Raw genomic sequence first — 25,796 nt, forward strand, 5'->3', positions numbered from 1 at the left:
GACGCAATTGCGAAAAGCCCACGATTGTAGCCCGGGGTATGCCCCGCGGCTGGCCGGGCGCCTGCCCACCCGGCCCGGCGCAGGGCCATTCAGTCCGGCGCGGCGCTGGCGTGCAGGCAGATCGCCGCCGCGGCCGCGACGTTCAGCGATTCCTCGCCACCCGGCTGGCGGATCCGGATCGTCGACGCCGCGCGTGCCAGCAGCCCCGGCGACACGCCCTGCCCTTCGTGGCCCAGCAGCCAGGCGCAGGGATGCGGCGGTGCCGCCTCGTGCAGCCACCCGCCGTGGTGCGAGCTGGTCGCCACCAGCGGCACCTGCAGCGCCACCACGTCGTCCTCCGCTGCGCCTTCGATCAGCCGCAGGCCGAAGTGCGCGCCCATGCCGGCGCGCAGCACCTTGGGCGACCACAGGCCGGCCGTGCCGCGCAGCGCCAGCACCTGGCGAAAGCCAAAGGCCGCCGCGCTGCGCAGGATGGAGCCGACGTTGCCGGCATCCTGCAACCGGTCCAGCACCACGGTGGCGGCGCCGGGCTGCAGCGGCGGGTCCTGCGGCAGCGCCAGCACCAGGCCGAAGCCGGCCGGCGACTCCAGCACGCTGAGCTGTGCCCACAGCGCATCGGCCAGGCGCAGCTGCGGCACGGCCGGATCGAGCGCCAGCACGGAAGCGGCGTCCACCGCCCGTTCGGCGCACACCAGCTGCGCCGGACGCCAGCCGCGCGCCAGCGCGGCACGGCACAGGTGGTCGCCCTCCACGAACACGCGGCCCTGGCGGCGGTAGGCGCCGTTGTCCTGCGCCAGCCGGCGCAGGTCCTTGAACTGCGCGTTGTCGCGCGAGCGGATGTCGAGCACGCTCACGACAGCCGATCCACGCCGGCCACGCGCAGACCGGCCGCCCGCACCGGCGCGAAGGACTGCCGGTGCAGCGCGCAGGCGCCGTGCACGCGCAGCGCCTCCAGGTGGGCTGCCGTGCCATAGCCCTTGTGCGCGTGGAAGCCGTACTGCGGGTACTGCGCGTGCACCTCGGCGCACCAGCGGTCGCGGTGCACCTTGGCCAGGATGGATGCCGCCGAGATCGCCGGCACCAGCGCATCGCCCTTGACCACGGCCTCGGACAGCACGTCCAGCACCGGCAGCTGGTTGCCGTCCACCAGCACGCGCGCCGGCTTGAGCCGCAGGCCGCGCACGGCGCGCTGCATGGCCAGCAGCGTGGCCTGCAGGATGTTGAGGCTGTCGATCTCCGCGACCGACGCCTCGCCGATCGCGCAGCACAGGGCCTTCTCGCGGATCTCGTCGTACAGGCGCTCGCGGCGCAGCGGCGTCAGCGCCTTGGAATCGGCCAGGCCGGCGATCGGCCGGCGCTCGTCCAGGATCACCGCGGCCGCCACCACCGGGCCGGCCAGCGGGCCGCGGCCCGCCTCGTCCACGCCGGCCAGGAGGCCGGAGGCGGTCCAGTGCAGCACCTGCTGCTCAGCCGCCAAGAATCTTCTCGATCGCATCGCTCGCCAGTCGCGCAGTGTCGCGCCGCAGCTCCAGGTGCAGCGCCATGAACCGTTGTTGCAGGGCCGTGATTGTCTCCGGGGATTCCGTGCGCAGGCGCAGCCAGCGCTCCAGCGCATCGGCCAGGGCGGCGGGCGTGGCCGCGTCCTGGATCAGCTCGGGCACGACGAAGTCGCGGCACAGGATGTTCGGCAGGCCGATCCACGGCTGCAGGTTGCGCCCGCGCATGAGCCAGTACGACAGCCGGTTCATGTGGTAGGCGATGACCATGGGCCGCTTGAACAGCGCCGTCTCCAGCGTGGCCGTGCCGCTGGCCACCAGGGCCACGTCGCAGGCCGCCAGCACGGCATGCGGCTGGCCCGGCACCACCAGCAGGCGCCCGCCCAGGCCCGACGCCTCGGCCAGCCTGCGGATCTCGGCCTGCAGCGCTGGCACGGCCGGCACCACGAAGCGCAGCTGCGGCCGGCGCTGCAGCAGCAATCCTGCGGCGGCGAAGAAGCGGGCCGCCAGATGCTGGATCTCCGAGCGCCGGCTGCCGGGCAGGACCGCCACCACCTCGCCCTGCGCCGGCAGGCCCAGCGCCTCGCGCGCCTGCTGCTGATCGGGCTCCAGCGGGATCACGCTGGCCAGCGGATGGCCGACATAGGTCGCCGCCACGCCGTGTGCGGCCAGCAGCTCCGGCTCGAACGGAAAGATGCACAGCACGTGGTCGGCGCTGCGCTTGAGCGTCTCCACCTTGCGCGCACGCCAGGCCCAGAACGACGGGCTGACGAAATGCACGGTCGGGATGCCGGCATTCTTCAGCCGCGCCTCCAGGCCGAAGTTGAAATCCGGTGCATCGATGCCGATGAACACGTCCGGCCGCTCGCGCAGCAGGCGGTCGCCGAGTTCGCGCCGGATCGCCAGCAGCCGGCGCAGGTGCGGCAGCACCTCCAGGTAGCCGCGCACCGCCAGCGTCTCGCAGGGCCACCAGGCCTGGAAGCCCCGCGCGCGCATCTGCGCCCCCCCGATGCCGGCTGCCTGCAGGTCCGGCCAGCGCGCCCGCAAGCCGTCGAGCAGCAGGCCGGCCAGCAGATCGCCGGAGGCTTCTCCGGCCACCATCGCGCAGCGCCGGGCCGGGGCGTCGTCCGCCATGGCCGGGTCAGCGCGCAATGCCGCTGGCCGAGCTTTTCAGGAACGCCAGCATCGCCGCGACATCGCCCGCGGCCTCCGGCTGCTGCGCTGCCAGGTCGCCAATCGCAGCGACGGCATCGTCCAGCACCTTGTCCTGCCGGTACAGCAGCTTGTGCATCTCGCGAATGGCGGCCAGGCGCACGGCGGAAAAGTCGCGCCGGCGCAGGCCGACCAGGTTGACACCGCGCACCTGCAACGGATTGCCATCGACCACCATGAACGGCGGCACATCCTTGTTGACGTGGCTGGCAAAGCCGACCATGGCGTGCGCGCCGATGCGCATGCGCTGCAGCACGCCGGTCAGGCCGCCGACGGTGACCCAGTCGCCGACCTGCACGTGGCCGGCCAGCGTGGCGTTGTTGGCCATCGTGACCTGGTCGCCGACCTGGCAGTCGTGCGCGATGTGCACGTAGGCCATGATCCAGTTGTCGCTGCCGACGCGGGTCACGCCGACGTCCTGCACCGTGCCCAGGTTGAAGGTGCAGAACTCGCGGATCACGTTGCGGTCGCCGATCACGAGCTCGGTCGGCTCGCCGGCGTACTTCTTGTCCTGCGGCACGGCACCCAGCGACGCGAACTGGAAGATGCGGTTGTCGCGGCCGATCGTGGTGCGGCCCTCGATCACGCAGTGCGGACCGATCTCGGTGCCGGCACCGATGCGCACGTGCGGACCGATCACGCTGAACGCGCCGATGCGCACCGCGGCGTCCAGCTCGGCCGCGGGATCGACGATCGCGCTGGGATGGATGTCGGCCATGCGCCCCGCCCCTTCGCGGCTCAGGCCACGCGGCGCATGGTGCACATCAGCTCGGCTTCGCAGGCGACTGCGTCGCCGACGCTGGCCGTGCCCTTGAACTTGTAGATGCCGGCCTTCATGCGCAGCAGTTCCACGTCCAGCACCAGCTGGTCGCCCGGCTCCACCGGCCGCTTGAAGCGCGCGGCATCGATGCCCGCGAAGTAGTAGACGGTGTTGTCGTCCAATTCCTCGCCGCTGCTGGCGAACGACAGCAGCGCCGCCGCCTGGGCCATCGCTTCCAGCATCAGCACGCCGGGCATGACCGGGCGGTTCGGGAAATGGCCGACGAAGTAGGGCTCGTTGATGGAAACGTTCTTCAGCGCCTGGATGCGCCGGTCCTTCTCGATGGACAGCACGCGGTCCACCAGCAGGATCGGGTAGCGGTGCGGCAGCTTCTTCAGGATCTGGTGGATGTCCATCATCATGTCTTCTCTTGGTCTCGTGCGGCGGCCTGGCGCTCCAGCGCGCGCAGGCGTTCGCGCAGGGCGGGAAGCTGGCGCAGCGTGGCCGCGGCCTTCTCCCATTTGCCGAATTCGTCCAGCGGAAACACACCGCCGTAGGCACCGGCCTTGCGGACGCTGCCGGTCACCGAGGCGCCGCCGCCGATGTGCACATGGTCCGCGATCGTCGCATGGCCGGTGACCACGGCCGCGCCGCCGATCGTGCAATGCTCGCCCACCGTAGTGCTGCCAGCGATGGCCGAGCAGCCGGCCATCGCCGAGTGCCGCCCGATGCGCACGTTGTGGGCGATCTGGATCAGGTTGTCGAGCTTGACGCCGTCCTCGATCACCGTGTCGCCCAGTGCGCCGCGGTCGATGCAGGTGTTGGCGCCGATGTCCACGTCGTTGCCGATGCACACGGCGCCAAGCTGCTCGATTTTCTCCCAGTGCCCGCCGGCCGGCGCGAAGCCGAAGCCGTCGCCCCCGATCACGGCGCCGGGCTGGATCGTGCAGCGCTCGCCCACGACACAGCGCTCGCCGATCGTCACGCGCGAGGTCAGCACGGTGCCGGCGCCCACGCGCGCGCCGCGCTCGACCACGCACAGCGGGCCGATCCAGGCGGTCGGATGCACCTCGGCCTCGGCGTCCACCACGGCGCTGGGATGCACGCCGCCGGTCCGCGCCGGCGCGTGTGCGCGCTTCCACAGCTGCGTGAGCCGCGCGTAATACAGATAGGGGTCGTCGGCGACGATGCAGGCGCCGCGCGCACGCGCCGCCTCCTGCGCGGCCGGCGCCACGATCACGCACGCCGCCCGGCAGGCGGCCAGCTGCGGCTGCAGCTTGGGGTTGCTCAGGAAGCTGATCTGCTCCGGCCCCGCCGTGGCGATCGGCGCCAGTCCCTCGATGCGCACGGCAGGATCACCGTGCAATTGCCCCCCGAGGGCGTCGACGATGCTGCCTAGAGCCAGTGCCACGTCAGATCGGGCGTCCGGACGCTCACTTGGCCGGGCTGGCCGCGTTCAAAGCCTTGATGACCTTGTCGGTGATGTCGAGCCTGGGGTTGATGTACGCCGCCTCCTGCAGGATGGCGTCGTACTTCTCGGTTTCGGCGACCTGCTTGATCACGCGGTTGGCCTTGTCGATGACCTGCTGCAGTTCCTCGTTCTTGCGCGCGTTCAGGTCTTCCTGGAACTCGCGGCGCTTGCGCTGGAAATCGCGGTCCTGCTCGGCCAGCTGGCGCTGGCGCGCGGCGCGCTGGCTCTCGGCCATGGTCGGCGCCTCGCGCTCGAACTTTTCGGAGGCGGACTTGAGCTGGTTGCCCGCTTCCATCAGGTCTTTTTCACGCTTGGAGAATTCCGCCTCCAGCTTGCTCTGCCCCTGCTTGGCCGGGTTGGCCTCGCGCAGCAGGCGGTCGATGTTGATGAAGCCGATCCGGACGACTTCTTCCGCCTGCGCATGCGCGCATGCCGCAGCCAAGCTCAGCAGCAGCGCTGCTCCGAAGGGACGCAAGAAAGTCTTCATTAAAAGGTCGTACCTATCTGGAATTGAAGTTTCTGGATTTTATCGCCCGCGAACTTTCGCACGGGATTGGCGATCGCCAAGCGCAGCGGGCCGACAGGGGAAATCCAGCTGACGCCGATGCCAACCGAGGCGCGCATGTCGCTCAACTCGAACTTCTCGTTCTCGCCGTAGACGTTGCCGACGTCGAGGAAGCCAAACATACGCAGCGTGCGGTCGTTGCCGGCGCCGGGGAACGGCGTCAGCACCTCGGCATTCAGCGTGATCTTCTTGGTGCCGCCGATCACGGAACCGGTCACGTCGCGCGGGCCCAGCGTGCCCTGCTCGAAGCCGCGCACCGACCCCAGGCCGCCGGAATAGAAGTTCTTGAACACCGGGAACGGATGGCCGGACAGGCCCTTGCCGTAGCCGAACTCGCCGTTGAAGGCCAGCGTGTACTGCTTGTTCAGCGGAATGTAGTGCTGGTATTGGTAGCTGCCGCGCAGGTAGCGCGCATCGCCGATCAGGCCGATCTCGCCGTTGAGCTTCTGCATGCGGCCGCGCGTGGGCGCCAGCGTGCTGTCGCGGTCGTCGCGCGACCAGCCGACGGACAGCGGGAACGAATAGCTCGTGTAGCCGAACTGGTCCGCATACGCCAGGTACGCCGCCGGGATGTTGGTGCCGGGCTTGATCGTCGTGCGCTCGACCGTGCCGCCGAAATAGACCGTGTCGATCTCGCTGAACGGCACGCCGAAGCGCAGGCCAGCGCCGGTGGTCTCCAGCTGGTAGTTGCCACCCTGGTCGCTATAGGGGCGGGAGTTGCGGTGGAACAGGTCCAGCGACAGCGACACGCCATCGGTCGTGAAGTACGGGTCGACCGTGTTCAACACGATGGTGCGGTTGTACTTGCTGGTGTTGATGTCCAGGCCCAGATAGTTGCCCGAGCCGAACGCGTTCTCCTGCTTGATGCCGAACGACAGGGCGAGCTTCTCGGCACTGGAAAAACCGGCGCCCATCTGGATGCTGCCGGTCGGCTTTTCGACCACGGTGACCTGCAGGTCAACCTGATCGGGCACGCCGGGCACTTCCAGCGTCTCCATGTTGACCTCGGTGAAGTAGCCGAGCCGGTCGACCCGGTCGCGCGACAGGCGGATCTTGTTGCCGTCGTACCAGGACGACTCGAACTGCCGGAACTCCCGGCGAATCACCTCGTCGCGCGTGCGCGTGTTGCCCACGACGTTGACGCGCCGGACATAGGCGCGCCGCGAGGGCTCGGCCGTCAGCAGCAGCGCCACGGTGTTGTTGCTGCGGTCGATCTCGGGCCGGGCCTCGACGTTGGCGAAAGCGAAGCCGTAGTTGCCGAAGTTGTCGCGGAAGGCCTTGGTGGTCTCGGCCACGCGGTCGGCGTTGTAGGGCTCGCCGGCACGGATCGTGACCAGGGACTTGAATTCGTCGTCGCGGCCGAGGAAGTTGCCATCCAGCCGCACGCCGGACACCACGTAGCGCTCGCCCTCGAAGATGTTCAGCACGATGGTGATGTCCTGCTTGTCCGGCGAGATCTCGACCTGGGTCGACTCGACCCGGAACTCCAGGTAGCCCCGCGCCAGGTAGTAGGAGCGCAGCGTCTCGATGTCGGCGTTGAGCTTGGCGCGCGAGTAGCGGTCGGACTTGGTGTACCAGCTCAGCCAGCCGCCGGTGTCCAATTCGAACAGGTCGCGCAGCGTGGACTCGCTGAAGGCCTTGTTGCCGACGATGCGGATGTTCTTGATCTTGGCCGGCTCGCCCTCGGTGATCGTGAAGGTCAGGTTCACGCGGTTGCGCTCGATCGGCGTGACGGTGGTCACGACCTCGGCGCCGTACAGGCTGCGGTTGATGTACTGGCGCTTGAGCTCCTGCTCGGCGCGGTCGGCCAGGGCCTTGTCGAACGGCCGCCCCTCGGTCAGGCCGATGTCGCGCAGGGCCTTCTTCAGCGCGTCCTTGTCGAATTCCCGGGCGCCGGCGAACTCCACGTCGGCCACCGTCGGGCGCTCCTGCACCGCCACCACCAGCACGTCGCCGCTGACCTCGATGCGCACGTCGGTGAACAGGCCCAGGCCGAACAGCGCCCGGATCGCCGAGCCGCCCATCTCGTCCGAGTAGGTGTCGCCCACGCGGAACGGCAGCGAGGCGAACACGGTGCCCGGCTCGACGCGCTGCAGGCCTTCGATGCGGATGTCACGCACCTTGAAGGGGTCGACCGCCCAGGCCTGTTGGGCCGCGAACAGCAGGCCCATGGCCGTCATGAGCGCGCGCGTGCGGAAGCGATGCTTGGGATGTTTCATGGATGAAGATGGCGGGCTGACGGCATCTGCGAGGCGGGTCGGCAGCAGGAGGGGTGGGCGCCCGGTCAGCCGAAGATTCGCGTCACGTCGTTGAACAAGGCGATGGACATCATCACGAGCAGCAGGGCGACCCCGGTGCGCTGCATGCGTTCCATCCATGCATCCGACACACCCCTGCCCGTCACGGCCTCCCAAAGATAATACATCAGGTGCCCTCCATCGAGGACCGGCAGCGGCAGCAGGTTCAGCACGCCCAGGCTGACGCTGATCAGCGCCAGAAACACCAGGTACTGCGTCAGGCCGAGGCTGGCCGACTTGCCGGCGTAGTCGGCGATCGTCAGCGGACCGCTGAGGTTCTTGAGCGAGGCCTCGCCGATCACCATGCGGCCCATCATGCGCAGCGTCAGCGCCGAGACCTCCCAGGTGCGCGCGACGCCGTTCCACAGCCCGTCGAACAGGCCGTGGCGGACGGTGACCATGGCCGGAGGCGCGCCGACGTAGGCGCCGATGCGGCCGATCCACTGCTCGCCCTCGCGCTGCGGCTGCGGCGCCACGACCAGATCCAGCACGCGGCCGTCGCGCTCGATGCGCCAGCGCTGCGGCCGCGGCGCGTCCTCGTCGACGGAGCGGCGGATGGTCTCGCGCAGTTGCTGGCCGTCCACGATAGGGGTCTCGCCGATGGCCAGCACCAGGTCGCCGCTGCGCAATCCGGCCTGGGCACCGGCGCCGTCGGGCACCAGTTCTCCGACCAGCGGCCGCGTCCATGGCGCCACGATGCCGATGCTGCGGAACAGGCCGGCGTCGGCCTCGTGCGCCTGCAGCCGCGCCAGTGGCAGCGTGACCTCGTGCACGCCGCGCCCGGCTTCGGCGTCCTGCGGCGCCACTTCGAGGCGCAGGTCGCGGCCATCGAGCGCGCCGCGCGTCAGCAGCCAGCGCAGCTCCTCGAACGACTGCAACGGCTGCAGGTCGTCGTCCTCCCAGCCGGCGCGCAGCACCCGTTCGCCGCCGCGCAGACCGGCCTGGGCGGCGATGGATGCCGGCGTGGGACTGGCCAGCACGGCGCGCGGCTCCTCCACGCCCATCCAGCTGACGACTGCGTACAGCAGCGCGGCGAGCAGCAGGTTGGCGGCAGGGCCAGCCGCCACGATGGCGGCCCGGCGGCCCACGCTCTGCGTGTTGAATGCCAGGTGCCGCTCGCCGGCGACCACCGGCGCCTCGCGCTCGTCCAGCATCTTCACGTAGCCGCCCAGCGGAAAGGCGCCGATCACGAACTCGGTCGGTGAGCCCTTGGGCTGCCAGCGCCATAGGATCTTGCCGAAACCGATGGAAAAGCGCAGCACCTTGACACCGCAGGCCACCGCGACGCGGTAGTGGCCGTACTCGTGCACCGCGATCAGCAGGCCCAGGGCCACGACGAAGGCCGCGACGGTCAGCATGGCGTTCCTTTCACAGGCTGGCGATCCCCTGCTGCGCCACTGCGCGCGCCTGCGCGTCCAGCGCCAGCAGGTCCCCCAGCGTTCCGGGATTGGAGGGCTGCACCCGCTCCAAAGTTGCAAGGTTGAGGCCGTGGATCTGGTCGAAGCGGATGCGGCCCGCCAGGAACGCGGCCACCGCCACCTCGTTGGCGGCGTTCAGCACCGCGCAGGTGCCGGGCGGCGCGCGCAAGGCGTCCCAGGCCAGGCCCAGGCATGGAAAGCGCACCGGGTCCGGCGCCTCGAAGGTCATGGCCGCCATGCGTGCGAAATCCAGCCGCGGCGTGCCGCTCTCGATGCGCTCGGGCCAGGACAGGCCGTAGGCGATCGGCACACGCATGTCCGGGGTGCCCAGCTGCGCCATGACCGACGCGTCCTGGAACTGCACCATGGAATGGATGATCTGCTGCGGGTGGATCACCACCTCGATCCGCTCCGGCGCGACGCCGAACAGGTACCTCGCCTCGATCACCTCCAGCGCCTTGTTCATCATGGTCGCGGAATCGACCGAGATCTTGCGGCCCATCGCGAAGTTCGGATGCGCACACGCCTGCTCGGGCGTGACCTCGCGCAACGTCGCCGGATCGCGCGTACGGAACGGGCCGCCCGAGGAAGTCAGCATGATCTTCTCGATGCGGCGTGCCCAGGTCGACGCATCCTCGGGCAGCGACTGGAACACCGCGGAATGCTCGCTGTCGATCGGCAGCAGCAGCGCGCCGCCGGCCTGCACGGCATGCAGGAAGACCTCGCCGCCCACGACCAGCGCCTCCTTGTTGGCCAGCAGCAGGCGCTTGCCGGCGCGCGCCGCCGCCAGGCATGGCGCCAGGCCCGCCGCGCCGACGATGGCGGCCATCACGGCATGCGTGTCGGGATGCGCAGCGACTTCGGCAATGGCCTCGGCGCCAGCCAGCACCTGCACCGGCAACCGCTCGGCCCGCACCCGCTCGCGCAGCGCGCGGGCGGCCTGCGCATCGGCCATCACGGCATAGCGTGGGCGGAACTGCGCGCATTGCCGCAGCATCGTCTCCACCTGCGTGGCGGCCGTGAGCGCCAGCACCTCGAAGCGGTCGGGATGGCGCGCCACCACGTCCAGCGTGCTGACGCCGATGGAGCCGGTGGAGCCCAGAATGCTCAGGCGTTGCTTCATGCGAGCAGGCAATACAGCATCATGGCTAGCGGCAGCGTCGGCAGCAGCGCGTCGACGCGGTCCAGCACGCCGCCATGGCCCGGCAGCAGGCCGCTGCTGTCCTTGGCGCCCGCGCTGCGCTTGACCAGCGATTCCACCAGGTCACCGACCACGCTCATGGCGCACAGCAGCAGCACGGCCAGCGGAACCAGCCAGGGCGCGGCGCGCCAGATGCGGCTGTAGAGGTTGCCGCCCGCGACACCGTCGACGAGGATCCAGCCCGCGGCCAGCAGCAGCACGCCGATCGCGCCGCCATAGACGCCCTCCCAGCTCTTGCCCGGGCTGATCCCGGGCGCCAGCTTGCGGCGCCCGAAGGTGCGGCCGGAAAAATAGGCCCCGATGTCGGCCATCCAGACCAGCGTCAGCACCGACAGCAGGAAGCCGATGCCGATCACCCGTGCCTGGGCCACCGCCAACCAGGCCAGGCACAGCGCCAGCAGGCCGCCGGGAATGCGCAGCGCCGCGGGAATGCCTGCCCAGCCGGCCACGCCCCGCCGCAGCAACAGCACGCCGGCCAGCACCCAGGCGCCGCCGGCCAGCGTCCACAGCGCGGCAAAGGGCGCCGTCAGCCAGCCGGCCTGCCAGGCGGCCGCACACACGCCGGCGGTGACCACGGCCAGGGCGACCGAAGCGGCCTGCCCGCACTGGTTCAGGCGCCCCCATTCCCAGGCGCCCGCGGCGATCATGACCAGCGCCAGTGCGCAAAACGGCGCGGGGTCCCGGTAGAACAGCGCCGGCAGCAGGATCGCCAGCAGGACGATCGCCGTGAGGATACGCGTGCGCAGCATGGGCAGGCCTCAGGCCGGCTGGCGGCCGACCACCTGCTCGGACGTCTTGCCGAAACGCCGCTCGCGCTTTCCGTAGGCAGCGATGGCCTCGTCCAGCGCCTGCGGATCGAAGTCGGGCCAGAGCTTGTCGCTGAACACGAACTCCGAATAGGCCGACTGCCACAGCAGGAAGTTGCTGATGCGGAACTCGCCGCCAGTGCGGATCACGAGATCGGGATCGGGCACGTGCGCCAGCGCCATGGCGGCGTTCAGGCTGGCCTCGGTGATCTCCTGGCCTGAAGCGGCCACGCGGCGCGCCGCCTGCGCGATGTCCCAGCGTCCGCCGTAGTTGAAGCAGATGTTCAGCACCAGGCGCCGGTTGCCGGCCGTGTCGCGCTCGGCCTGCTGCAGGCCGTTGCGCACTTTCTCGGACAGGGCGTCGAGCGCCCCGACGAAGCGCAGCTGCACGCCGTTGGTCTTCAGCGGGGCCACTTCCTTGGCCAGCACGCTGACCATCAGCGACATCAGGCCCGAGACCTCGTCCTGGGGACGGTCCCAGTTCTCCGAGGAGAAGGCGAACACCGTGAGCACCTGCACGCCGCGGTCCAGGCAGGCCTGCACGCAGCGGCGCAGCGATTCGACGCCCTGGCGATGGCCTGCCACGCGCGGCAGGAAGCGGCGGGTCGCCCAGCGGCCGTTGCCGTCCATCACGATCGCGATGTGGCGCGGGACGGCGCCCCCGGGTTGCCTCATCAGACGGCCAGGATGTCCTGCTCTTTGGCCGCCACGATGTGGTCGACCTCGGCGATGTGCTTGTCGGTGACCTTCTGGATCTCGGCCTCGGCACGCTTCTGGTCGTCCTCGGACGCCTGCTTGTCCTTGACCAGCTTCTTGATCGCCTCGTTGGCGTCACGGCGCAGGTTGCGGATCGCCACCTTGGCGCCCTCGCCCTCGCTGCGCGCGACCTTGGTCAGTTCCTTGCGGCGTTCCTCGCTCATCACCGGCATGGGCACGCGGATCAGGTCGCCCATGGAAGCCGGGTTCAGGCCCAGGTCGCTCTCGCGGATCGCCTTCTCGATCTTGGCGCCCATGCCCTTCTCCCAGGGCTGCACGCTGATCGTGCGCGCATCGAGCAGCGACACGTTGGCCACCTGGCTGATCGGCACCAGGGAACCGTAGTACTCGACCTGCACGGCGTCCAACAGAGCCGGATTGGCGCGGCCGGTCCGCAGGCGGGCCAGCGCGCTCTTCAGCGCGACCAGCGACTGGTCCATGCGGCTGTCCGCCGTCTTCTTGATGTCTGCAATCGTCATTGCTCTCTCCGACTTGTCGAATGGGCGCCGGAACAGCGCGCCTCAGGCATAGACCAGGGTGCCTTCGTCCTCGCCCAGCACCACGCGCTTGAGCGCGCCGCTCTTGAAGATCGAGAACACCTTGATCGGCAGCTTCTGGTCACGGCACAGCGCGAAGGCCGTGGCGTCCATGATGCCCAGATTCTGCGAGATCGCCTCATCGAACGAAATACGGCCGTAGCGCGTGGCGGTCGGGTCCTTCTTCGGATCGGCCGTATACACCCCGTCCACCTTAGTGGCCTTGAGCACCACCTCCGCGCCGATCTCGGCGCCGCGCAGCGCAGCCGCCGTATCCGTCGTGAAGAACGGGTTGCCCGTGCCGGCCGCGAACACCACGACCTTGCCTTCCTCCAGATACTGCAGGGCCTTGGGCCGCACGTAGGGCTCGACCACCTGCTCGATCGCGATGGCCGACATGACGCGCGCCACCAGGCCGGCCTTGTTCATGGTGTCGGCCAGGGCCAGCGAATTCATGACCGTGGCCAGCATGCCCATGTAGTCGGCCGTGGCGCGATCCATGCCGACCGAACCGCCGGCCACGCCCCGGAAGATGTTGCCGCCACCGATGACCACGGCGACCTGCACGCCCATCCGCGTGACCTCGGCCACCTCCTCGACCATGCGCACGATGGTGTCGCGGTTGATGCCGAACGCATCGTCCCCCATCAGCGCCTCCCCCGACAGCTTCAGCAGGATGCGCTTGTGGACCGGCGTCTGGTCTGGCATGGACATTTTCCTCAGGTGATGCGATGGAGCGGAATGGTAGCGCGGCCCGGTCACGTCGCCGGGCCGCAGGCGGGGTCCGTGGAACGAATCAGGCCGCGGACTTGGCGGCGGCGACCTGCGCCGCCACCTCGGCCGCGAAGTCGTCGGCCTTCTTCTCGATGCCTTCGCCGACCACGTACAGCGTGAACGACTTGATCTGCGTGTCCGCCGCCTTGAGCATCTGCTCGACGCTCTGCTTGTCGTTCTTCACGAAGGGCTGGTTGAACAGCGAGACTTCCTTGAGGAACTTCTGCACGCCACCTTCGATGCGCTTGGCGACGATCTCGGCGGACTGTGCCGGCTTGCCGGCAGCCTCGGCGGCCTTGCGGTCCTCCTCGGCCTTGGCGGCGGCGACGGAACGCTCCTTCTCGACCAGTTCGGCCGGCACGTCGGCAGCCGACAGGGCCACCGGTTTCATCGCGGCCACATGCATGGCCACGTCCTTGGCGGCCACTTCGCTGCCCTCGTACTCGACCAGCACGCCGATGCGGGTTCCGTGCAGGTAGCCGGCCAGCTTGGCGCCGTCGGCATAGCGCTTGAAGCGGCGGAAGCTCATGTTCTCGCCGATCTTGCCGATCAGGCCCTTGCGCACGTCTTCCAGCGTGGGGCCGAAGCTGTCCTGCTCGTAGGCCAGCGCCCCCAGGGCGGCGATGTCGGCCGGGTCGTGCTGCGCGATCAGCCTGGCGGCTGCCTGCGCCATGGCCAGGAAGCTGTCGTTCTTGGTGACGAAGTCGGTTTCGCAGTTGACCTCGACCAGGGCGCCGGTCGTGCCGTCGATCGCACTGGCGATCACGCCTTCGGCCGTGATGCGCGAGGCGGCCTTGCCCGCCTTGTTGCCCAGCTTGACGCGCAGCAGTTCCTCGGCCTTGGCCATGTCGCCGCCGGCTTCGGTCAGCGCCTTCTTGCACTCCATCATCGGGGCGTCGGTCTTGCCGCGCAGTTCGGCAACCATGCTTGCGGTGATAGCAGCCATCTTCAAATCTCCATCTCGATGCAACAAACTAAAAAAAAGGGGCCCTGCAGCCCCTCTTTGGTCGCGCGAAGGTTCGCGCGCGAAGCAGGCTCAGGCGGCCTCTTCGTTGACCTCGACGAACTCGTCGCCGTTCTCGGCGGCCACGGCCTTGGCCACGTCTTCGGTGGCGGCGTTGCGGCCTTCGATGATCGCGTCGGCGATGCCGCGGGCATACAGCGCAACGGCCTTGGCCGAGTCATCGTTGCCGGGGATCACGTAGTCGATGCCCTCGGGCGAGTGGTTGGAGTCGACCACGCCGATCAGCGGGATCTTCAGCTTGCGGGCTTCGGCCACGGCGATCTTGTGGAAACCCACGTCGATCACGAAGATCGCGTCGGGCAGCGCACCCATTTCCTGGATGCCGCCGATGTCCTTTTCCAGCTTGGCCATCTCGCGGGCGAACATGAGCTGCTCTTTCTTGCTCATGTTGTCCAGGCCGGCTTCCTGCTGGGCCTTCATGTCCTTCAGGCGCTTGAGCGAGGTCTTGACCGTCTTGAAGTTGGTCAGCATGCCGCCCAGCCAACGCTGGTCGACGAAGGGCACGCCGGCGCGGCGGGCTTCCTCGGCCACGATCTCGCGGGCCTGGCGCTTGGTGGCCACCATCAGGATGGTGCCGCGACGGGCCGTCAGTTCCTTGGCGAACTTGGCCGCCTCCTGGAACATCGGCAGCGTCTTTTCCAGGTTGATGATGTGGATCTTGTTGCGATGGCCGAAGATGAAGGGGGCCATCTTGGGGTTCCAGAAGCGCGTCTGGTGGCCGAAATGGACACCTGCTTCCAGCATTTCACGCATGGTGACGGACATGGTCTGCTCCGAAGGTTGGGTCTAAAATCCAGCCCGTTTTGCGCTTGGCCGAACGGCCTGCGCAACACCTTGTTATGGACTGGTTTGCGATTCGTTCTGCGGCTCGCGCGGCACGACGTGCGCCGCATCTGCCATGGCATGGCGCCATCCCGCAAAACCCAAGGATTCTAGCACGCCACCGCAACTTCCCGCGGGCCCATCCATGCACACCATCACCCCCGATCGCCCCTGGCCGCTGCATGACGGCGCCGCCACGCGCCGCCACGAAACCGCCGCCATCGCCGCCGCCGGCCCTCAGGTCCTGATGCGACGCGCCGGCCTGGCGACCGCGCGGCTGGCGCTGGCGCTGGCACCGCATGCGCGGCGCGTCTGGATCGCCTGCGGCCCGGGCAACAACGGCGGCGACGGCCTGGAAGCCGCTGTGCAGTTGCAGCAGCGCGGCAAGAGCGTGCTGGTGCAATGGCTGGGCGACGCCGCACGCCTGCCGGCCGACGCAGCGGCCGCGCTGCAGCGCGCGCAGGCCGCGCAGGTCCCGTTCGCGGCCACGCCGCCGGCGCTCGGGCCCGAGGACCTGGCCATCGACGCGCTGCTCGGCCTCGGCGGCGGCAGGCCGGTGGACGGCGCGATCGCCACGGCCGCGGCCGCACTGAATGCCTGCGGCGCCCCGGTGCTGGCGATCGACCTGCCGACCGGCCTGGACGGCGATACCGGCGCCGCGCGCGGAACCGCCGTGCAGGCGCAGCACACGCTGACCGTGCTGACGCTCAAGCCGGGCCTGTTCACCGGGCACGGGCGCGACCTGTCGGGCCAGGTCTGGTTCGACGACCTGCAGGCCGGCGATGCGCCCCCGCCCACCGCATGGCTGCAGGGTCCGCCCACCGCAGCGCCGCGCCTGTACGCCAGCCACAAGGGCAGCTACGGCGATGTGGCAGTGCTCGGCGGCGCGCCCGGCATGCGGGGGGCTGCGGTGCTCGCGGCTTCGGCCGCCCTGCATGCTGGCGCCGGCAGGGTCTACGTGGCCACGCTCGGCAGCGGCAATCCCGAACTCGCCACCGAACTGCCCGAGCTGATGTGGCGCTCCCCCGCTTCGCTGGCGCTGGACGCACTGGCCATTGCCTGCGGCTGCGGCGGCGGCACCGCCGTTGCCGCCGTGCTGCCCGCCGTGCTCGACGCAGCCGCACGGCTGGTGCTCGACGCCGACGCGTTGAACGCGGTGGCGGCCGACGCCGGCTTGCAGCAGCAACTGCGCCAGCGCTGCGCGCACGGCCTGGCCACGGTGCTGACGCCGCATCCGCTCGAAGCCGCCCGGCTGCTCGGCGGCTCGGCTGCCGAGATCCAGGCGGACCGGCTGGCGGCGGCGCGCCGACTCGCGGAGCGTTTCGGCGCCGTGGCCGTGCTGAAAGGTTCGGGCACCGTGGTGGCGGCTCCCGGCCACACGCCGGTGCTCAACCCGACCGGCAATGCCCGCCTAGCCACCGCCGGCACCGGCGACGTCCTGGCCGGCCTGCTGGCCGCCCGTCTGGCCGCGGGCGACGGCGCCTGGGAAGCGGCCTGCCATGCGGTGTACCGCCATGGCGCGCTCGCAGACGGCTGGCCCACCGGCCGGCCGCTGACCGCGGCCGCGCTGGCACGCGCCGCAGGCGCCTGAAAACCGCCCGGAGGGAGGGTCAGCCGCGGCCGACGAACGGCATCTTGGTGGCCATGACCGTGTGGAACAGCACGTTGGCTTCCAAGGGCAGGTTGGCCATGTACAGCACCGACTGGCCGACGATGTTCACGTCCATCAACGGCTCCACCGCGATCTCGCCATTGGCCTGCGGCACGCCCGTGGCCATGCGCATGGCCATCTCCGTGGCAGCGTTGCCCACGTCGATCTGGCCGACCGCGATGTCGTGCTTGCGGCCGTCCAGCGCGGCGGTCTTGGTCATGCCCTTGACCGCGTGCTTGGTCGCCGTGTAGGCGATCGAGTTGGGCCGCGGCGTCGTCGCGGAGATCGAACCGTTGTTGATGATGCGCCCGCCGCGCGGCGTCTGCGACTTCATCACGCGGAAGGCTTGCTGGATGCACAGGAACATGCCGGTCAGGTTGATGTCCACGACGTTCTGCCACTGCTCCAGCGGCAGATCCTCCAGCGCGACGCCCTGCGCGCTCACGCCGGCGTTGTTGAACAGCACGTCCACACGCCCGAAGGCCTGGACCGCCCCGTCGAACAGCGCGCGCACCGATTCCGGACTGCGTACGTCGGTAGGCAGCACCAGCGCGGCATCGCCGGCCGCCGATGCGGCCTTCACTTCTTCCAGTGGTTCACGCCGGCGCCCGGCCAGTACCACGCGGTAGCCGTCGCCCAGCAGCGCCAGCGCCGCGGCCTTGCCGATGCCGGAGCCCGCCCCCGTCACGATCGCCACCTTTGCATTCGCACCCATCGTCTTCTCCTGTGTTGCGGGTCGTCGTCCGGCGCGCACGGCTCAACGCCGTCCGCGCCCCTTCTTCTTGGCCGCGGCCTTCTTGCCGGCGCTCTTGAGCGTCTGCACCAGCGCGCTCTCCTGGCCCGCTTTGCCGTCACGGCCCTTCTGGGCCTTGCTGCGGCCGCCACCGGCGTCGACACGGCCGCCTGGCCCCGGGCGGTCGCGCGGCACGCCCTTTTCCTTCATCGCGCGGGCCAGCAACTCCTCGCCCTCGCGGATCAGCCGGAAGTCGATCTTGCGCCCGTCCAGGTCCACGCGGCTGACCTGCACCCGCACGCGCGTGCCGATGGCATAGCGGATGCCGGTACGCTCGCCGCGCAGCTCCTGCCGCGCTTCGTCGAACTTGAAGTATTCGCCGCCGAGTTCGGTGATGTGCACCAGCCCTTCGACATACATCGCATCCAGCGTCACGAAGATGCCGAAGCTCGTGGCCGCCGTCACCACGCCGCTGTACTCCTCGCCCAGGTGCTCGCGCATGTACTTGCACTTGAGCCAGGCCTCGACGTCGCGGCTGGCCTCGTCGGCGCGGCGCTCGTTGGCGCTGCAGTGCAGGCCGGCGGCCTCCCAGGCCCGCACCTCCGCGTCGGCCTTGCGCGGCCGCGCGCCGGGCGCGCCGTCCCCACCCTCGGCCGGCACGCCCCGCGTCTTCTGCAGCCGCTTGGCCAGCTTGGCGTGGGCCTCGCCCGGCGTCGGCAGTGCCGGCAGCTGGTAGCGGGTGCGGGCCAGGATGGACTTGATCACACGGTGCACCAGCAGGTCCGGATAGCGCCGGATCGGGCTGGTGAAGTGGGCGTAGCCCTCGTAGGCCAGCCCGAAGTGGCCGCTGTTGATCGGCGTGTAGATCGCCTGCTGCATCGACCGCAGCAGCATGGTGTGGATCTGCTGCGCGTCCGGACGGCCCTGGGCCGCCTCCGCGATCGCCTGGAAGTCGGCGGGCGTCGGATCGTCGCCGATGCTCAGCCCGATGCCGACGGCCTTCAGGTAGTTGCGCAGGGTCTCGCGCTTCTCGGGCGTCGGCCCCTCGTGCACGCGGTACAGCGCGATCCGCTTGTGCTGGACGATGAAGTCCGCGCTGCAGACGTTGGCAGCCAGCATGGCCTCCTCGATCAGGCGGTGGGCATCGTTGCGCACGCGCGGCTCGATGCGTTCGATGCGGCCGTTCTCGTCGCAGACGATCTGCGTTTCCACGGTGTCGAAATCGACCGCGCCGCGCCGCTCGCGAGCGCCCAGCAGTGCGCGGTAGACATCGTGCAGATGCTCCAGCTGCGGCACCAGGGCCCGGCGCCGCAGCGCCTCCGCGCCCCGCGTGTTGGCCAGGATGGCCGCCACCTCGGTGTAGGTGAGGCGCGCATGGCTGTACATCACGGCCGGGTAGAACTGGTAGGCATGGATCTCGCCCTTGGCCGTGACCAGCATGTCGCAGACCATGCACAGCCGCTCGACCTCGGGATTCAGCGAGCACAGGCCGTTGGAGAGCTTCTCCGGCAGCATCGGAATCACGCGCCGCGGGAAGTACACGCTGGTCGCACGCTCGTAGGCATCGACGTCGATGGCCGAGCCGGTCTCTACGTAGTGGCTCACGTCGGCGATCGCCACCAGCAGCCGCCAGCCGTTCGCCGACCGCGCGCGGCCGACCTTGGCCGGTTCGCAGTACACGGCATCGTCGAAATCGCGCGCGTCCTCGCCGTCGATGGTCACCAGCGGCACGTCGGTCAGATCGACACGGTGCCGCTTGTCCTGCGGCCGCACCTTGTCGGGCAGCGCACGCGCCTGCGCGATGCAGGCCTCGGAGAACACGTGCGGCACGTCGTACTTGCGCACCGCGATCTCGATCTCCATGCCCGGATCGTCGACCTCGCCGAGCACCTCCTTCACCCGGCCGACCGGCTGGCCGTACAGCGCCGGCGGCTCGGTCAGTTCGACCACCACCACCTGCCCGGCCTTGGCCGTGCCCGTGGCGCCCTTGGGAATCAGGATGTCCTGTCCGTAGCGCTTGTCCTCGGGCGCGACCAGCCAGACGCCGCTTTCCTGCAGCAGCCGGCCGATGATGGGCTGCGGCGGACGCTCGATGATCTCGACCACGCGCCCCTCGGGACGGCCCTTGCGGTCGTGGCGCACCACCCGGGCCTTGACACGGTCCTTGTGCAGCACCGCGCGCATCTCGTTGGACGGCAGGTAGATGTCGGACTGGCCGTCGTCACGCAGCACGAAACCGTGCCCGTCGCGGTGTCCCTGGACAGTGCCCTCGATCTCTTCGAGCAGGCCTGTCGTGAAGTTCGAATTTTTGATGATAGAATCTTCCTCTTTCCTGAAATGCCCAGGTGGCGGAATTGGTAGACGCACTAGTTTCAGGTACTAGCGAGTAACATCGTGGGGGTTCGAGTCCCTTCCTGGGCACCAATCATAGATTGGCAATCACACCGGAAAAGACCACAACGGAGCCGCTGAGCAATCAGCGGCTTTTTTGTTGCCCGCGCCATGCCGCGGCTACGGACGAGACGCGCCGCCCCAGCGCATTTTTTTGCCGCGGCGACATGCATGCCGTTGGCCGTGCCAAAACAATTGCTAGAATGCGTGTTTTCCTGAAATGCCCAGGTGGCGGAATTGGTAGACGCACTAGTTTCAGGTACTAGCGAGTAACATCGTGGGGGTTCGAGTCCCTTCCTGGGCACCAGATCCATCGCCGTGACGCGATGACAGGCAAGCCGCTGAATCTTCAGCGGCTTTTTTGTTGGCCAACGCCGCATCAGACCGGCTGCGCCACGAGATCGTGGCCTTGCGTGCCGACGATGCGGGCGCGCGTGAACTCGCCGACCTTCAGCGTCTTGCTGATCTTCTGGGGCGGCAGCAGCCGCACCACGCCGTCGATCTCGGGTGCGTCCGCATAGCTGCGGCCCACGCCACCCTTGCGGCCCAGGCCCGGCGCCGCATCCACCAACACCTGCATGTCGGCGCCGACGCGCCGGCGCAGCCGTTCGGTCGAGACCTGCTCGGCCACGGCCATGAAGCGCGCGCGGCGCTCCTCGCGCACCGGCTCGGGCAGCATCGGCGCGATCGCGTTGGCCGCCGCGCCTTCGACCGGGCTGTAGGCGAAGCAGCCGGCGCGGTCGATCTGCGCCTCGCGCACGAAGTCCAGCAGATGCTCGAACTCCTGCTCGGTCTCGCCCGGAAAACCGGCGATGAAGGTGCTGCGCACCACCAGTTCCGGACAGATATCGCGCCAGCGCTGGATACGCTCCAGGTTCTTCTCGCCGCTGGCGGGCCGCTTCATGCGGCGCAGCACCTCGGGATGGCTGTGCTGGAAGGGCACGTCCAGGTACGGCAACACGCGGCCGGCGGCCATCAGCGGCAGGATCTCGTCGACGCTCGGGTAGGGATACACGTAGTGCAGGCGCACCCAGGCGCCATGCGGCTCGGCCAGTTCGCCCAGTGCCTGCACGAGTTCCAGCATGCGCGTGCGCACCGGCCGCCCTTCCCAGAACCCGGTGCGGTACTTCACGTCCACGCCGTAGGCCGAGGTGTCCTGACTAATCACCAGCAGTTCCTTGACGCCGCCCTCGAACAGCGCCCGCGCCTCCCTCAGCACGTCACCCACCGGCCGCGACACCAGGTCGCCGCGCATCGAGGGAATGATGCAGAAGGTGCAGCGGTGGTTGCAGCCCTCGCTGATCTTCAGGTAGGCGTAGTGCCGCGGCGTGAGCTTGATCCCCTGCGCCGGCACGAGGTCGACGAAGGGATCGTGCGGCTTGGGCAGGTTGGCGTGCACCGCATCCATGACCTCCTGCGTGGCATGCGGGCCGGTCACGGCCAGCACGCTGGGATGCACCTGCTGCACCAGATTGCCGCCGTCGGCACCGGTCTTGGCGCCCAGGCAACCGGTCACGATCACCCGCCCGTTGTCGGACAGTGCCTCGCCGATCGTGTCGAGACTCTCCTTGACCGCATCGTCGATGAAGCCGCAGGTGTTCACGATCACCAGGTCGGCACCTTCGAAGGTCTTGCTGGTCTGATAGCCCTCGGCACTGAGCTGCGTGAGGATCAGCTCCGAATCCGTGAGGGCCTTGGGGCAACCCAGGCTGACGAATCCGATCTTGGGGGTCTTCGTGGGAACGTCGGCGACATGCATCATGTGATTGTCGCCGCGCTGGCCACCGCCCTATGCGGCACCCGCTTCAACGCTTGACGCCCAGCGAGCCGAGCAACTGCTCGGTCTGCTTCTGCATCTGCTCCTGCATCTGCACGAAGATGTTCTTGGACTGCTCCACGTAGCTGCCCATCATCCTTTGCATCAGCGGCGACTGCATGGTCAGGAACTGCGCCCAGAGCTCGGGCGACATGCTCTTGGACTGCTCGGTCAGCTTGGTCTGGACGTCCACGAAGGCCTGCATGTTCTTCTCGAGGTAGGGCCCGATGAAGCTCTGCATGGTGTTGCCGTAGAAGCGGATGATGTTGGCCAGCGCCTGCTCGGTGAACAGCGGCGCGCCGCCCGCCTCCTCTTCCAGGATGATCTGCAGCAGGATGGAGCGCGTCAAATCCTCGCCGGTCTTGGCATCGCGCACGACCAGCGGCTCGCTGCCCATCACCAGCTTCTTGACCTCCGCCAGCGTGATGTAGGTGGAAGTGGCTGTGTCGTACAGACGCCGGTTCGGATACTTCTTGATGACACGCTCGGCCGGCTTGTCGGCACTGGGCTTGTTGGTCTGCACTGCAATCCTCGGATGGAGATGATGGTGCGCGCTGCACCGCAGCAGATTCTATGAAGCGCACCGGGCCACCCGCCCAAGGTTAACCCTGAACGCTGAAAAACCGGGCACTGAGAAGGAATTCCATCGCCTGTGTGTGTTTCCATCTGGTCCATGGAAACAAGCGATGGTAGGCGCGAAGGGACTCGAACCCCTGACCCCCACCATGTCAAGGTGGTGCTCTAACCAGCTGAGCTACGCGCCTGCCGATAGACTACGATTATAGCCACAGTTTTTGCCGACATTCAAGCCGGCCCCAAAAATTCAGCGGCGCCGGGCCGAGCGCACGCCCGGCACCTCGGCCACGACGCCCAGCACGCGGGCGAGCCGCGCGGCATCGGAGACCTCCACCGTGAACGTCATCCACGCCGTGCCCTTGACCGACTGGGTCTGCACGCCGATCACGTTCATGCGCTCCTTGGCAAAGACGTCCGAGATGTCGCGCAGCAGCCCCTGGCGGTCGGCCGCCTCCACGGCCACGTCGACCGGATAGACGGCCGATGTCTCCTGGCGCGCCCGGCCCCATTCCACCTGGATCACGCGCTCGGCGTTGCGGGCGGCCATCTCGCGCAGGTTGCTGCAGTCGGCACGGTGGATGCTGACGCCCTTGCCCCGCGTGACGAAGCCGACGATGGCATCCGGCGGCGCCGGCCTGCAGCACTTGGCCAGCTGCGTCATCAGCGAATCGACGCCGACGACCAGCACGCCGCCCTTGTGCGCACCGCGCGCCTTCTTCAGCAGGGGCTCGTCCGGCGGGGACGCCGGCGCCGCCGGACGCAGCAGCAGCTCGATGTTGCGCAGCGAATACTCGTCCTTGCCGACCACCTCGAACAGCGCATCGGCGGACTTGAACCCCAGCTGCGAGGCGATGTCGTCCAGCCGCAGCGCCGTCTTGCCTTCGCGCTGCAGCAGCTTTTCCACCATCTCGCGCCCGCGCGTGACCGTGGCATGCAGCGCGGCGGCGTTGAACCATGCCCGCGCCTTGGCGCGGGCACGCGGGCTGACGAGATAGCCGAGCTCGGCATTCAACCAGTCGCGCGAGGGGCCGCCTTCCTTGGCGGCCAGGATCTCGACGGTCTGTCCGTTCTGCAACGCGGTGTTCAGCGGCACCATCGCGCCATCGACGCGTGCGCCGCGGCAGCGGTGGCCCAGGCTGGTATGGACCGCGTACGCGAAATCCACCGGCGTGGCCCCGGCCGGCAGCTCGACCACGGCCGCCTCCGGCGTCAGCACGTAGATGCGGTCGCTGAGCAGGTCGACCTGGTGGCCGTTGGCCGGCAGGCCGGCCGGGCGCACCTCGCCGGACAGGTCGCGCTCCCAGGCCAGCAACTGGCGCAGCACGGCGATCTTGGCGTCGTAGGCGCCGCTGGCCGACACGCCGGCGTAGCCCTTGGCGCCGGCCTCCTTGTAGGCCCAGTGGGCAGCCACGCCGTGCTCGGCGTGGTCGTGCATGGCCTGGGTGCGGATCTGGATTTCGATCGGCTGGCCCAGGCGGCCGGCGTCCAGCCGCGGCCGCACCACCGTGTGCAGCGACTGGTAGCCGTTGCCCTTGGGCCTGGCGATGTAGTCGTCGAACTCGTCCGGCAGCGGCTGGAACTTCTCGTGCACCCAGCCGAGCACCGCATAGCAGTCGGCCACGGTGGGCACGATCACGCGCAGCGCGCGCACGTCGAACACCTGCTCGAAGCTCAGCGACTTGCCGCGCATCTTCTTGACGATGCTGTAGATGTGCTTGGGCCGGCCCTGCACGGTGGCGGCGATGCCCTGGGCCTGCAGTTCCTGCTGCAGCGTGCTGCGCAGCTGCTCGATGCCGGCCTCGCGCTCGGTGCGCTTTTCGTCCAGCAGGCGGGCCACCTGCTTGTAGGTCGCCGGCTCCAGGAAGCGGAACGCGAGGTCCTCCATCTCCCACTTGATCTGCCAGATGCCCAGCCGGTTGGCCAGCGGCGCGAACACCTGCAGCGACTCGCGCGCCAGTTGCTCGCTGACCGGCGTCCGGCTGGCCGCGCACCAGCGCAGCGTCTGCAGCCGGGAGGCCAGCCGCAGCATGACCACGCGCAGGTCGCGCGAGAACGCCAGCAGCATCTTGCGGACGGTCTCGGTCTGCACCGCGGGATCGTCGACCAGGTGCGCGGACGACCGCGCACCGCGCGACAGCCGCTGCACGCGCATCAGCTGCGTGGTCTCGACCGCCAGCGTCGCGAAGTTCTCGCCGAAGGCCTTGGCGATGACCTCGCGCGGGCGGTTCAGGTGCACGCAGGCGTGCACCAGATAGCTAGCGGCCTGCATGGCCTCCGAGCCACCGACGGCGCGCAGAATCTCGGCCACGGCGTCGGCATGCGCCAGCGTGTTCTCGCCGGAATCCAGCGTCTCGCCGGCGATCAGCGGCTCGGCGAACGCGCGGGCGCGGGCCAGCGCATGCACCTGGTCGGCCAGCGTGCGCTCGCTAGCGGCGATCAGGTCGTTGACCGGCACCGGCGTCGCCAGCGGCGCACCGCCCTGCCGCACCGCCGACGGCTTCACCGCCGTGGCGCCGGATCGGCACCCAGCAGGAATTCCTGCACGATGCGGATCTGGTCCTCGCGCACCAGCGTGGGCGCATGGCCCACGCCGGGCAGTTCGACCAGCCGGGCGCGCGGGCCGCGCTCGGTCATGCACTGCGCGGTCTCGCGTGCCAGCAGGTCCGATTCGGCGCCGCGCAGCAGCAGCGTCTCGGCGCGGATCTGGTCGTACATCTGCCACAGCGCGGTCTCGCCCCGCGCAGCGGCTTCCTCGGTCAGCGCGTCGAACGGCTCGGCGATGCGCGGGTCGTAGTGCAGCAGCAGCTCACCCCCGGTCTGGCCGGGCACGGCCGGACGCACCATGTGGCGCGACAGCTCCAGCCACTGCTCGCGCGTATGCGGGCCGAAGCCGGTGGACACCGCCCACATCGCGTCGGCCGCCGCCTCCAGCGAGGCGAAGCTGCCGCTCTTGCCCAGGTAGGTGCCGATGCGCTGCAGCGCCTGCCATTGCACGGCCGGGCCGACGTCGTTGAGCACCAGCCTGCGCAGCGGCGCCGGCAACGGCAGCCCGGGCTGGCCGGCCACCACCATGCCGATCAACCCGCCCATGCTGGTGCCGACCCAGTCCAGCGACGCGATCGGCGCCTGCGCGTGCAACTGCGCCAGCAGCGCCAGCATGTCGGCGGCATAGACCGGGATCTGGTAGCCGGCGGAATCGGCCAGCCAGTCGCTGCAGCCGCGGCCCACGACGTCGGGGCAGACCACGCGCATGTGCGGCGCCAGCGCACGCGCCAGCGCATCGAAATCACGGCCCTGCCGCGACAGGCCGTGCACGCAGACCAGCACGTGCGGGTGGCCGCTGTCGCCCCACTGCCAATAGGCCATGCGGTGCCCGCCCGCCGCCTCCGGCGTTGCAGCGGGGGCTGCGGCAGCGGGACCGGGGCAGACGACGTGGTGCAGGGCGGGAGCGGTCATGGCGGGCGATCGGATGGCGGAGCAGGGTCGGCCAT

23 protein-coding genes and 3 tRNA genes are annotated in these 25,796 nt (G+C 69.3%); 3 read left to right on the forward strand and 23 right to left on the reverse strand.

Annotated elements, in window-relative coordinates; translation table 11 throughout:
* Positions 1-89: 89 nt before the first annotated feature.
* From QM782_RS03010 to rpsB, 16 genes are all read right to left on the reverse strand, one after another.
* On the reverse strand, positions 90-854 hold the full coding sequence (locus QM782_RS03010; protein ID WP_415201452.1) for a TrmH family RNA methyltransferase: 765 nt from the start codon (positions 852-854) through the stop codon (positions 90-92).
* Positions 851-1,495 carry a ribonuclease HII gene (gene rnhB / locus QM782_RS03015; protein ID WP_415201453.1) on the reverse strand — a complete coding sequence of 215 codons (645 nt, stop codon included), beginning with the start codon at positions 1,493-1,495 and terminating at the stop codon, positions 851-853. Before rnhB ends, QM782_RS03010 begins: the two co-directional genes overlap by 4 nt.
* A complete protein-coding gene (lpxB, locus tag QM782_RS03020) occupies positions 1,467-2,630 on the reverse strand; it encodes a lipid-A-disaccharide synthase (RefSeq protein ID WP_415201454.1) in 1,164 nt (387 codons plus the stop codon). The genes rnhB and lpxB overlap by 29 nt, the downstream gene beginning before the upstream one ends.
* A gap of 7 nt (positions 2,631-2,637) precedes the next feature.
* Entirely contained in the window at positions 2,638-3,426 is a 789-nt protein-coding gene (lpxA, locus tag QM782_RS03025; protein WP_415201455.1) for an acyl-ACP--UDP-N-acetylglucosamine O-acyltransferase, read from the reverse strand.
* A 20-nt stretch (positions 3,427-3,446) separates the two neighbouring features.
* Positions 3,447-3,887, reverse strand: a complete 441-nt coding sequence (fabZ, locus tag QM782_RS03030; protein WP_415205574.1) for a 3-hydroxyacyl-ACP dehydratase FabZ — start codon at positions 3,885-3,887, stop codon at positions 3,447-3,449.
* On the reverse strand, positions 3,887-4,879 hold the full coding sequence (lpxD, locus tag QM782_RS03035) for a UDP-3-O-(3-hydroxymyristoyl)glucosamine N-acyltransferase (protein WP_415201456.1): 993 nt from the start codon (positions 4,877-4,879) through the stop codon (positions 3,887-3,889). Before lpxD ends, fabZ begins: the two co-directional genes overlap by 1 nt.
* A 22-nt stretch (positions 4,880-4,901) precedes the next feature.
* A complete protein-coding gene (locus tag QM782_RS03040; protein WP_415201457.1) occupies positions 4,902-5,426 on the reverse strand; it encodes an OmpH family outer membrane protein in 525 nt (174 codons plus the stop codon).
* Positions 5,426-7,723 (reverse strand): outer membrane protein assembly factor BamA, encoded by a 2,298-nt coding sequence (gene bamA, locus QM782_RS03045; RefSeq protein ID WP_415201458.1) that lies wholly within the window; start codon positions 7,721-7,723, stop codon positions 5,426-5,428. The genes QM782_RS03040 and bamA overlap by 1 nt, the downstream gene beginning before the upstream one ends.
* Before the next feature lie 65 nt (positions 7,724-7,788).
* Positions 7,789-9,159 (reverse strand): RIP metalloprotease RseP, encoded by a 1,371-nt coding sequence (rseP, locus tag QM782_RS03050; RefSeq protein WP_415201459.1) that lies wholly within the window; start codon positions 9,157-9,159, stop codon positions 7,789-7,791.
* A gap of 10 nt (positions 9,160-9,169) precedes the next feature.
* Entirely contained in the window at positions 9,170-10,342 is a 1,173-nt protein-coding gene (gene ispC, locus QM782_RS03055; protein ID WP_415201460.1) for a 1-deoxy-D-xylulose-5-phosphate reductoisomerase, read from the reverse strand.
* Positions 10,339-11,169, reverse strand: a complete 831-nt coding sequence (locus QM782_RS03060) for a phosphatidate cytidylyltransferase (RefSeq protein ID WP_415201461.1) — start codon at positions 11,167-11,169, stop codon at positions 10,339-10,341. The genes ispC and QM782_RS03060 overlap by 4 nt, the downstream gene beginning before the upstream one ends.
* A 9-nt stretch (positions 11,170-11,178) precedes the next feature.
* Complete coding sequence (gene uppS, locus QM782_RS03065; protein ID WP_415201462.1) at positions 11,179-11,901, reverse strand: polyprenyl diphosphate synthase; 723 nt, start codon at positions 11,899-11,901, stop codon at positions 11,179-11,181.
* A complete protein-coding gene (gene frr, locus QM782_RS03070) occupies positions 11,901-12,461 on the reverse strand; it encodes a ribosome recycling factor (protein WP_415201463.1) in 561 nt (186 codons plus the stop codon). Before frr ends, uppS begins: the two co-directional genes overlap by 1 nt.
* Before the next feature lie 42 nt (positions 12,462-12,503).
* On the reverse strand, positions 12,504-13,226 hold the full coding sequence (pyrH, locus tag QM782_RS03075; RefSeq protein WP_415201464.1) for a UMP kinase: 723 nt from the start codon (positions 13,224-13,226) through the stop codon (positions 12,504-12,506).
* An 88-nt stretch (positions 13,227-13,314) separates the two neighbouring features.
* Positions 13,315-14,238: a translation elongation factor Ts gene (gene tsf / locus QM782_RS03080; RefSeq protein WP_415201465.1), complete on the reverse strand. Its 924-nt coding sequence runs from the start codon at positions 14,236-14,238 to the stop codon at positions 13,315-13,317.
* Between the two features lie 90 nt (positions 14,239-14,328).
* Positions 14,329-15,081 carry a 30S ribosomal protein S2 gene (rpsB, locus tag QM782_RS03085; protein ID WP_415201466.1) on the reverse strand — a complete coding sequence of 251 codons (753 nt, stop codon included), beginning with the start codon at positions 15,079-15,081 and terminating at the stop codon, positions 14,329-14,331.
* Positions 15,082-15,283: 202 nt separating this feature from the next.
* Here rpsB and QM782_RS03090 point away from each other — a divergent pair, with 202 nt between their 5' ends.
* Positions 15,284-16,729, forward strand: a complete 1,446-nt coding sequence (locus QM782_RS03090) for an NAD(P)H-hydrate dehydratase (protein ID WP_415201467.1) — start codon at positions 15,284-15,286, stop codon at positions 16,727-16,729.
* Positions 16,730-16,748: 19 nt separating this feature from the next.
* On the opposite strand, the gene QM782_RS03095 is transcribed toward QM782_RS03090, so the two are convergent.
* Together QM782_RS03095 and rnr are read right to left on the reverse strand one after the other, a co-directional pair.
* The gene (locus QM782_RS03095) at positions 16,749-17,504 is read right to left on the reverse strand and encodes an SDR family oxidoreductase (RefSeq protein WP_415201468.1); all 756 of its coding nucleotides are present in this window, start codon (positions 17,502-17,504) and stop codon (positions 16,749-16,751) included.
* Positions 17,505-17,546: 42 nt separating this feature from the next.
* Complete coding sequence (gene rnr / locus QM782_RS03100; protein ID WP_415205575.1) at positions 17,547-19,835, reverse strand: ribonuclease R; 2,289 nt, start codon at positions 19,833-19,835, stop codon at positions 17,547-17,549.
* 26 nt (positions 19,836-19,861) lie between these two features.
* Here rnr and QM782_RS03105 point away from each other — a divergent pair.
* Positions 19,862-19,946: transfer RNA gene (locus QM782_RS03105), tRNA-Leu, on the forward strand.
* A gap of 189 nt (positions 19,947-20,135) precedes the next feature.
* Positions 20,136-20,220 (forward strand) — tRNA-Leu (locus tag QM782_RS03110).
* A 72-nt stretch (positions 20,221-20,292) separates the two neighbouring features.
* Here QM782_RS03110 and rimO read toward each other — a convergent pair.
* The 5 genes from rimO to QM782_RS03135 all read right to left on the reverse strand — a co-directional run bounded on the left by rimO (position 20,293) and on the right by QM782_RS03135 (position 25,761).
* Positions 20,293-21,672, reverse strand: a complete 1,380-nt coding sequence (rimO, locus tag QM782_RS03115; RefSeq protein ID WP_415201469.1) for a 30S ribosomal protein S12 methylthiotransferase RimO — start codon at positions 21,670-21,672, stop codon at positions 20,293-20,295.
* Between the two features lie 46 nt (positions 21,673-21,718).
* A complete protein-coding gene (gene phaR, locus QM782_RS03120; RefSeq protein ID WP_415201470.1) occupies positions 21,719-22,252 on the reverse strand; it encodes a polyhydroxyalkanoate synthesis repressor PhaR in 534 nt (177 codons plus the stop codon).
* A gap of 164 nt (positions 22,253-22,416) precedes the next feature.
* Positions 22,417-22,493: transfer RNA gene (locus QM782_RS03125), tRNA-Val, on the reverse strand.
* A 59-nt stretch (positions 22,494-22,552) separates the two neighbouring features.
* Positions 22,553-24,793, reverse strand: a complete 2,241-nt coding sequence (locus QM782_RS03130) for a RelA/SpoT family protein (protein ID WP_415205576.1) — start codon at positions 24,791-24,793, stop codon at positions 22,553-22,555.
* Between the two features lie 11 nt (positions 24,794-24,804).
* Complete coding sequence (locus QM782_RS03135; RefSeq protein ID WP_415201471.1) at positions 24,805-25,761, reverse strand: alpha/beta fold hydrolase; 957 nt, start codon at positions 25,759-25,761, stop codon at positions 24,805-24,807.
* Positions 25,762-25,796 lie beyond the last annotated feature (35 nt).

It is taken from the genome of Pseudorhodoferax sp., assembly GCF_047601025.1.
Taxonomy (GTDB): Bacteria; Pseudomonadota; Gammaproteobacteria; order Burkholderiales; family Burkholderiaceae_C; genus Pseudorhodoferax.

Coding starts and splice junctions, on each gene's coding strand:
- rpsB (WP_415201466.1), bottom strand. CDS start 15,081: ATGTCCGTCACCATGCGTGAAATGCTGGAAGCAGGTGTCCATTTCGGC.
- rimO (WP_415201469.1), bottom strand. CDS start 21,672: ATGCATGTCGCCGACGTTCCCACGAAGACCCCCAAGATCGGATTCGTC.
- QM782_RS03090 (WP_415201467.1), top strand. CDS start 15,284: ATGCACACCATCACCCCCGATCGCCCCTGGCCGCTGCATGACGGCGCC.
- rnhB (WP_415201453.1), bottom strand. CDS start 1,495: ATGCGATCGAGAAGATTCTTGGCGGCTGAGCAGCAGGTGCTGCACTGG.
- lpxB (WP_415201454.1), bottom strand. CDS start 2,630: ATGGCGGACGACGCCCCGGCCCGGCGCTGCGCGATGGTGGCCGGAGAA.
- rseP (WP_415201459.1), bottom strand. CDS start 9,159: ATGCTGACCGTCGCGGCCTTCGTCGTGGCCCTGGGCCTGCTGATCGCG.
- QM782_RS03135 (WP_415201471.1), bottom strand. CDS start 25,761: ATGACCGCTCCCGCCCTGCACCACGTCGTCTGCCCCGGTCCCGCTGCC.
- bamA (WP_415201458.1), bottom strand. CDS start 7,723: ATGAAACATCCCAAGCATCGCTTCCGCACGCGCGCGCTCATGACGGCC.
- pyrH (WP_415201464.1), bottom strand. CDS start 13,226: ATGCCAGACCAGACGCCGGTCCACAAGCGCATCCTGCTGAAGCTGTCG.
- tsf (WP_415201465.1), bottom strand. CDS start 14,238: ATGGCTGCTATCACCGCAAGCATGGTTGCCGAACTGCGCGGCAAGACC.
- QM782_RS03095 (WP_415201468.1), bottom strand. CDS start 17,504: ATGGGTGCGAATGCAAAGGTGGCGATCGTGACGGGGGCGGGCTCCGGC.
- frr (WP_415201463.1), bottom strand. CDS start 12,461: ATGACGATTGCAGACATCAAGAAGACGGCGGACAGCCGCATGGACCAG.
- lpxA (WP_415201455.1), bottom strand. CDS start 3,426: ATGGCCGACATCCATCCCAGCGCGATCGTCGATCCCGCGGCCGAGCTG.
- QM782_RS03060 (WP_415201461.1), bottom strand. CDS start 11,169: ATGCTGCGCACGCGTATCCTCACGGCGATCGTCCTGCTGGCGATCCTG.
- fabZ (WP_415205574.1), bottom strand. CDS start 3,887: ATGATGGACATCCACCAGATCCTGAAGAAGCTGCCGCACCGCTACCCG.
- ispC (WP_415201460.1), bottom strand. CDS start 10,342: ATGAAGCAACGCCTGAGCATTCTGGGCTCCACCGGCTCCATCGGCGTC.
- uppS (WP_415201462.1), bottom strand. CDS start 11,901: ATGAGGCAACCCGGGGGCGCCGTCCCGCGCCACATCGCGATCGTGATG.
- QM782_RS03040 (WP_415201457.1), bottom strand. CDS start 5,426: ATGAAGACTTTCTTGCGTCCCTTCGGAGCAGCGCTGCTGCTGAGCTTG.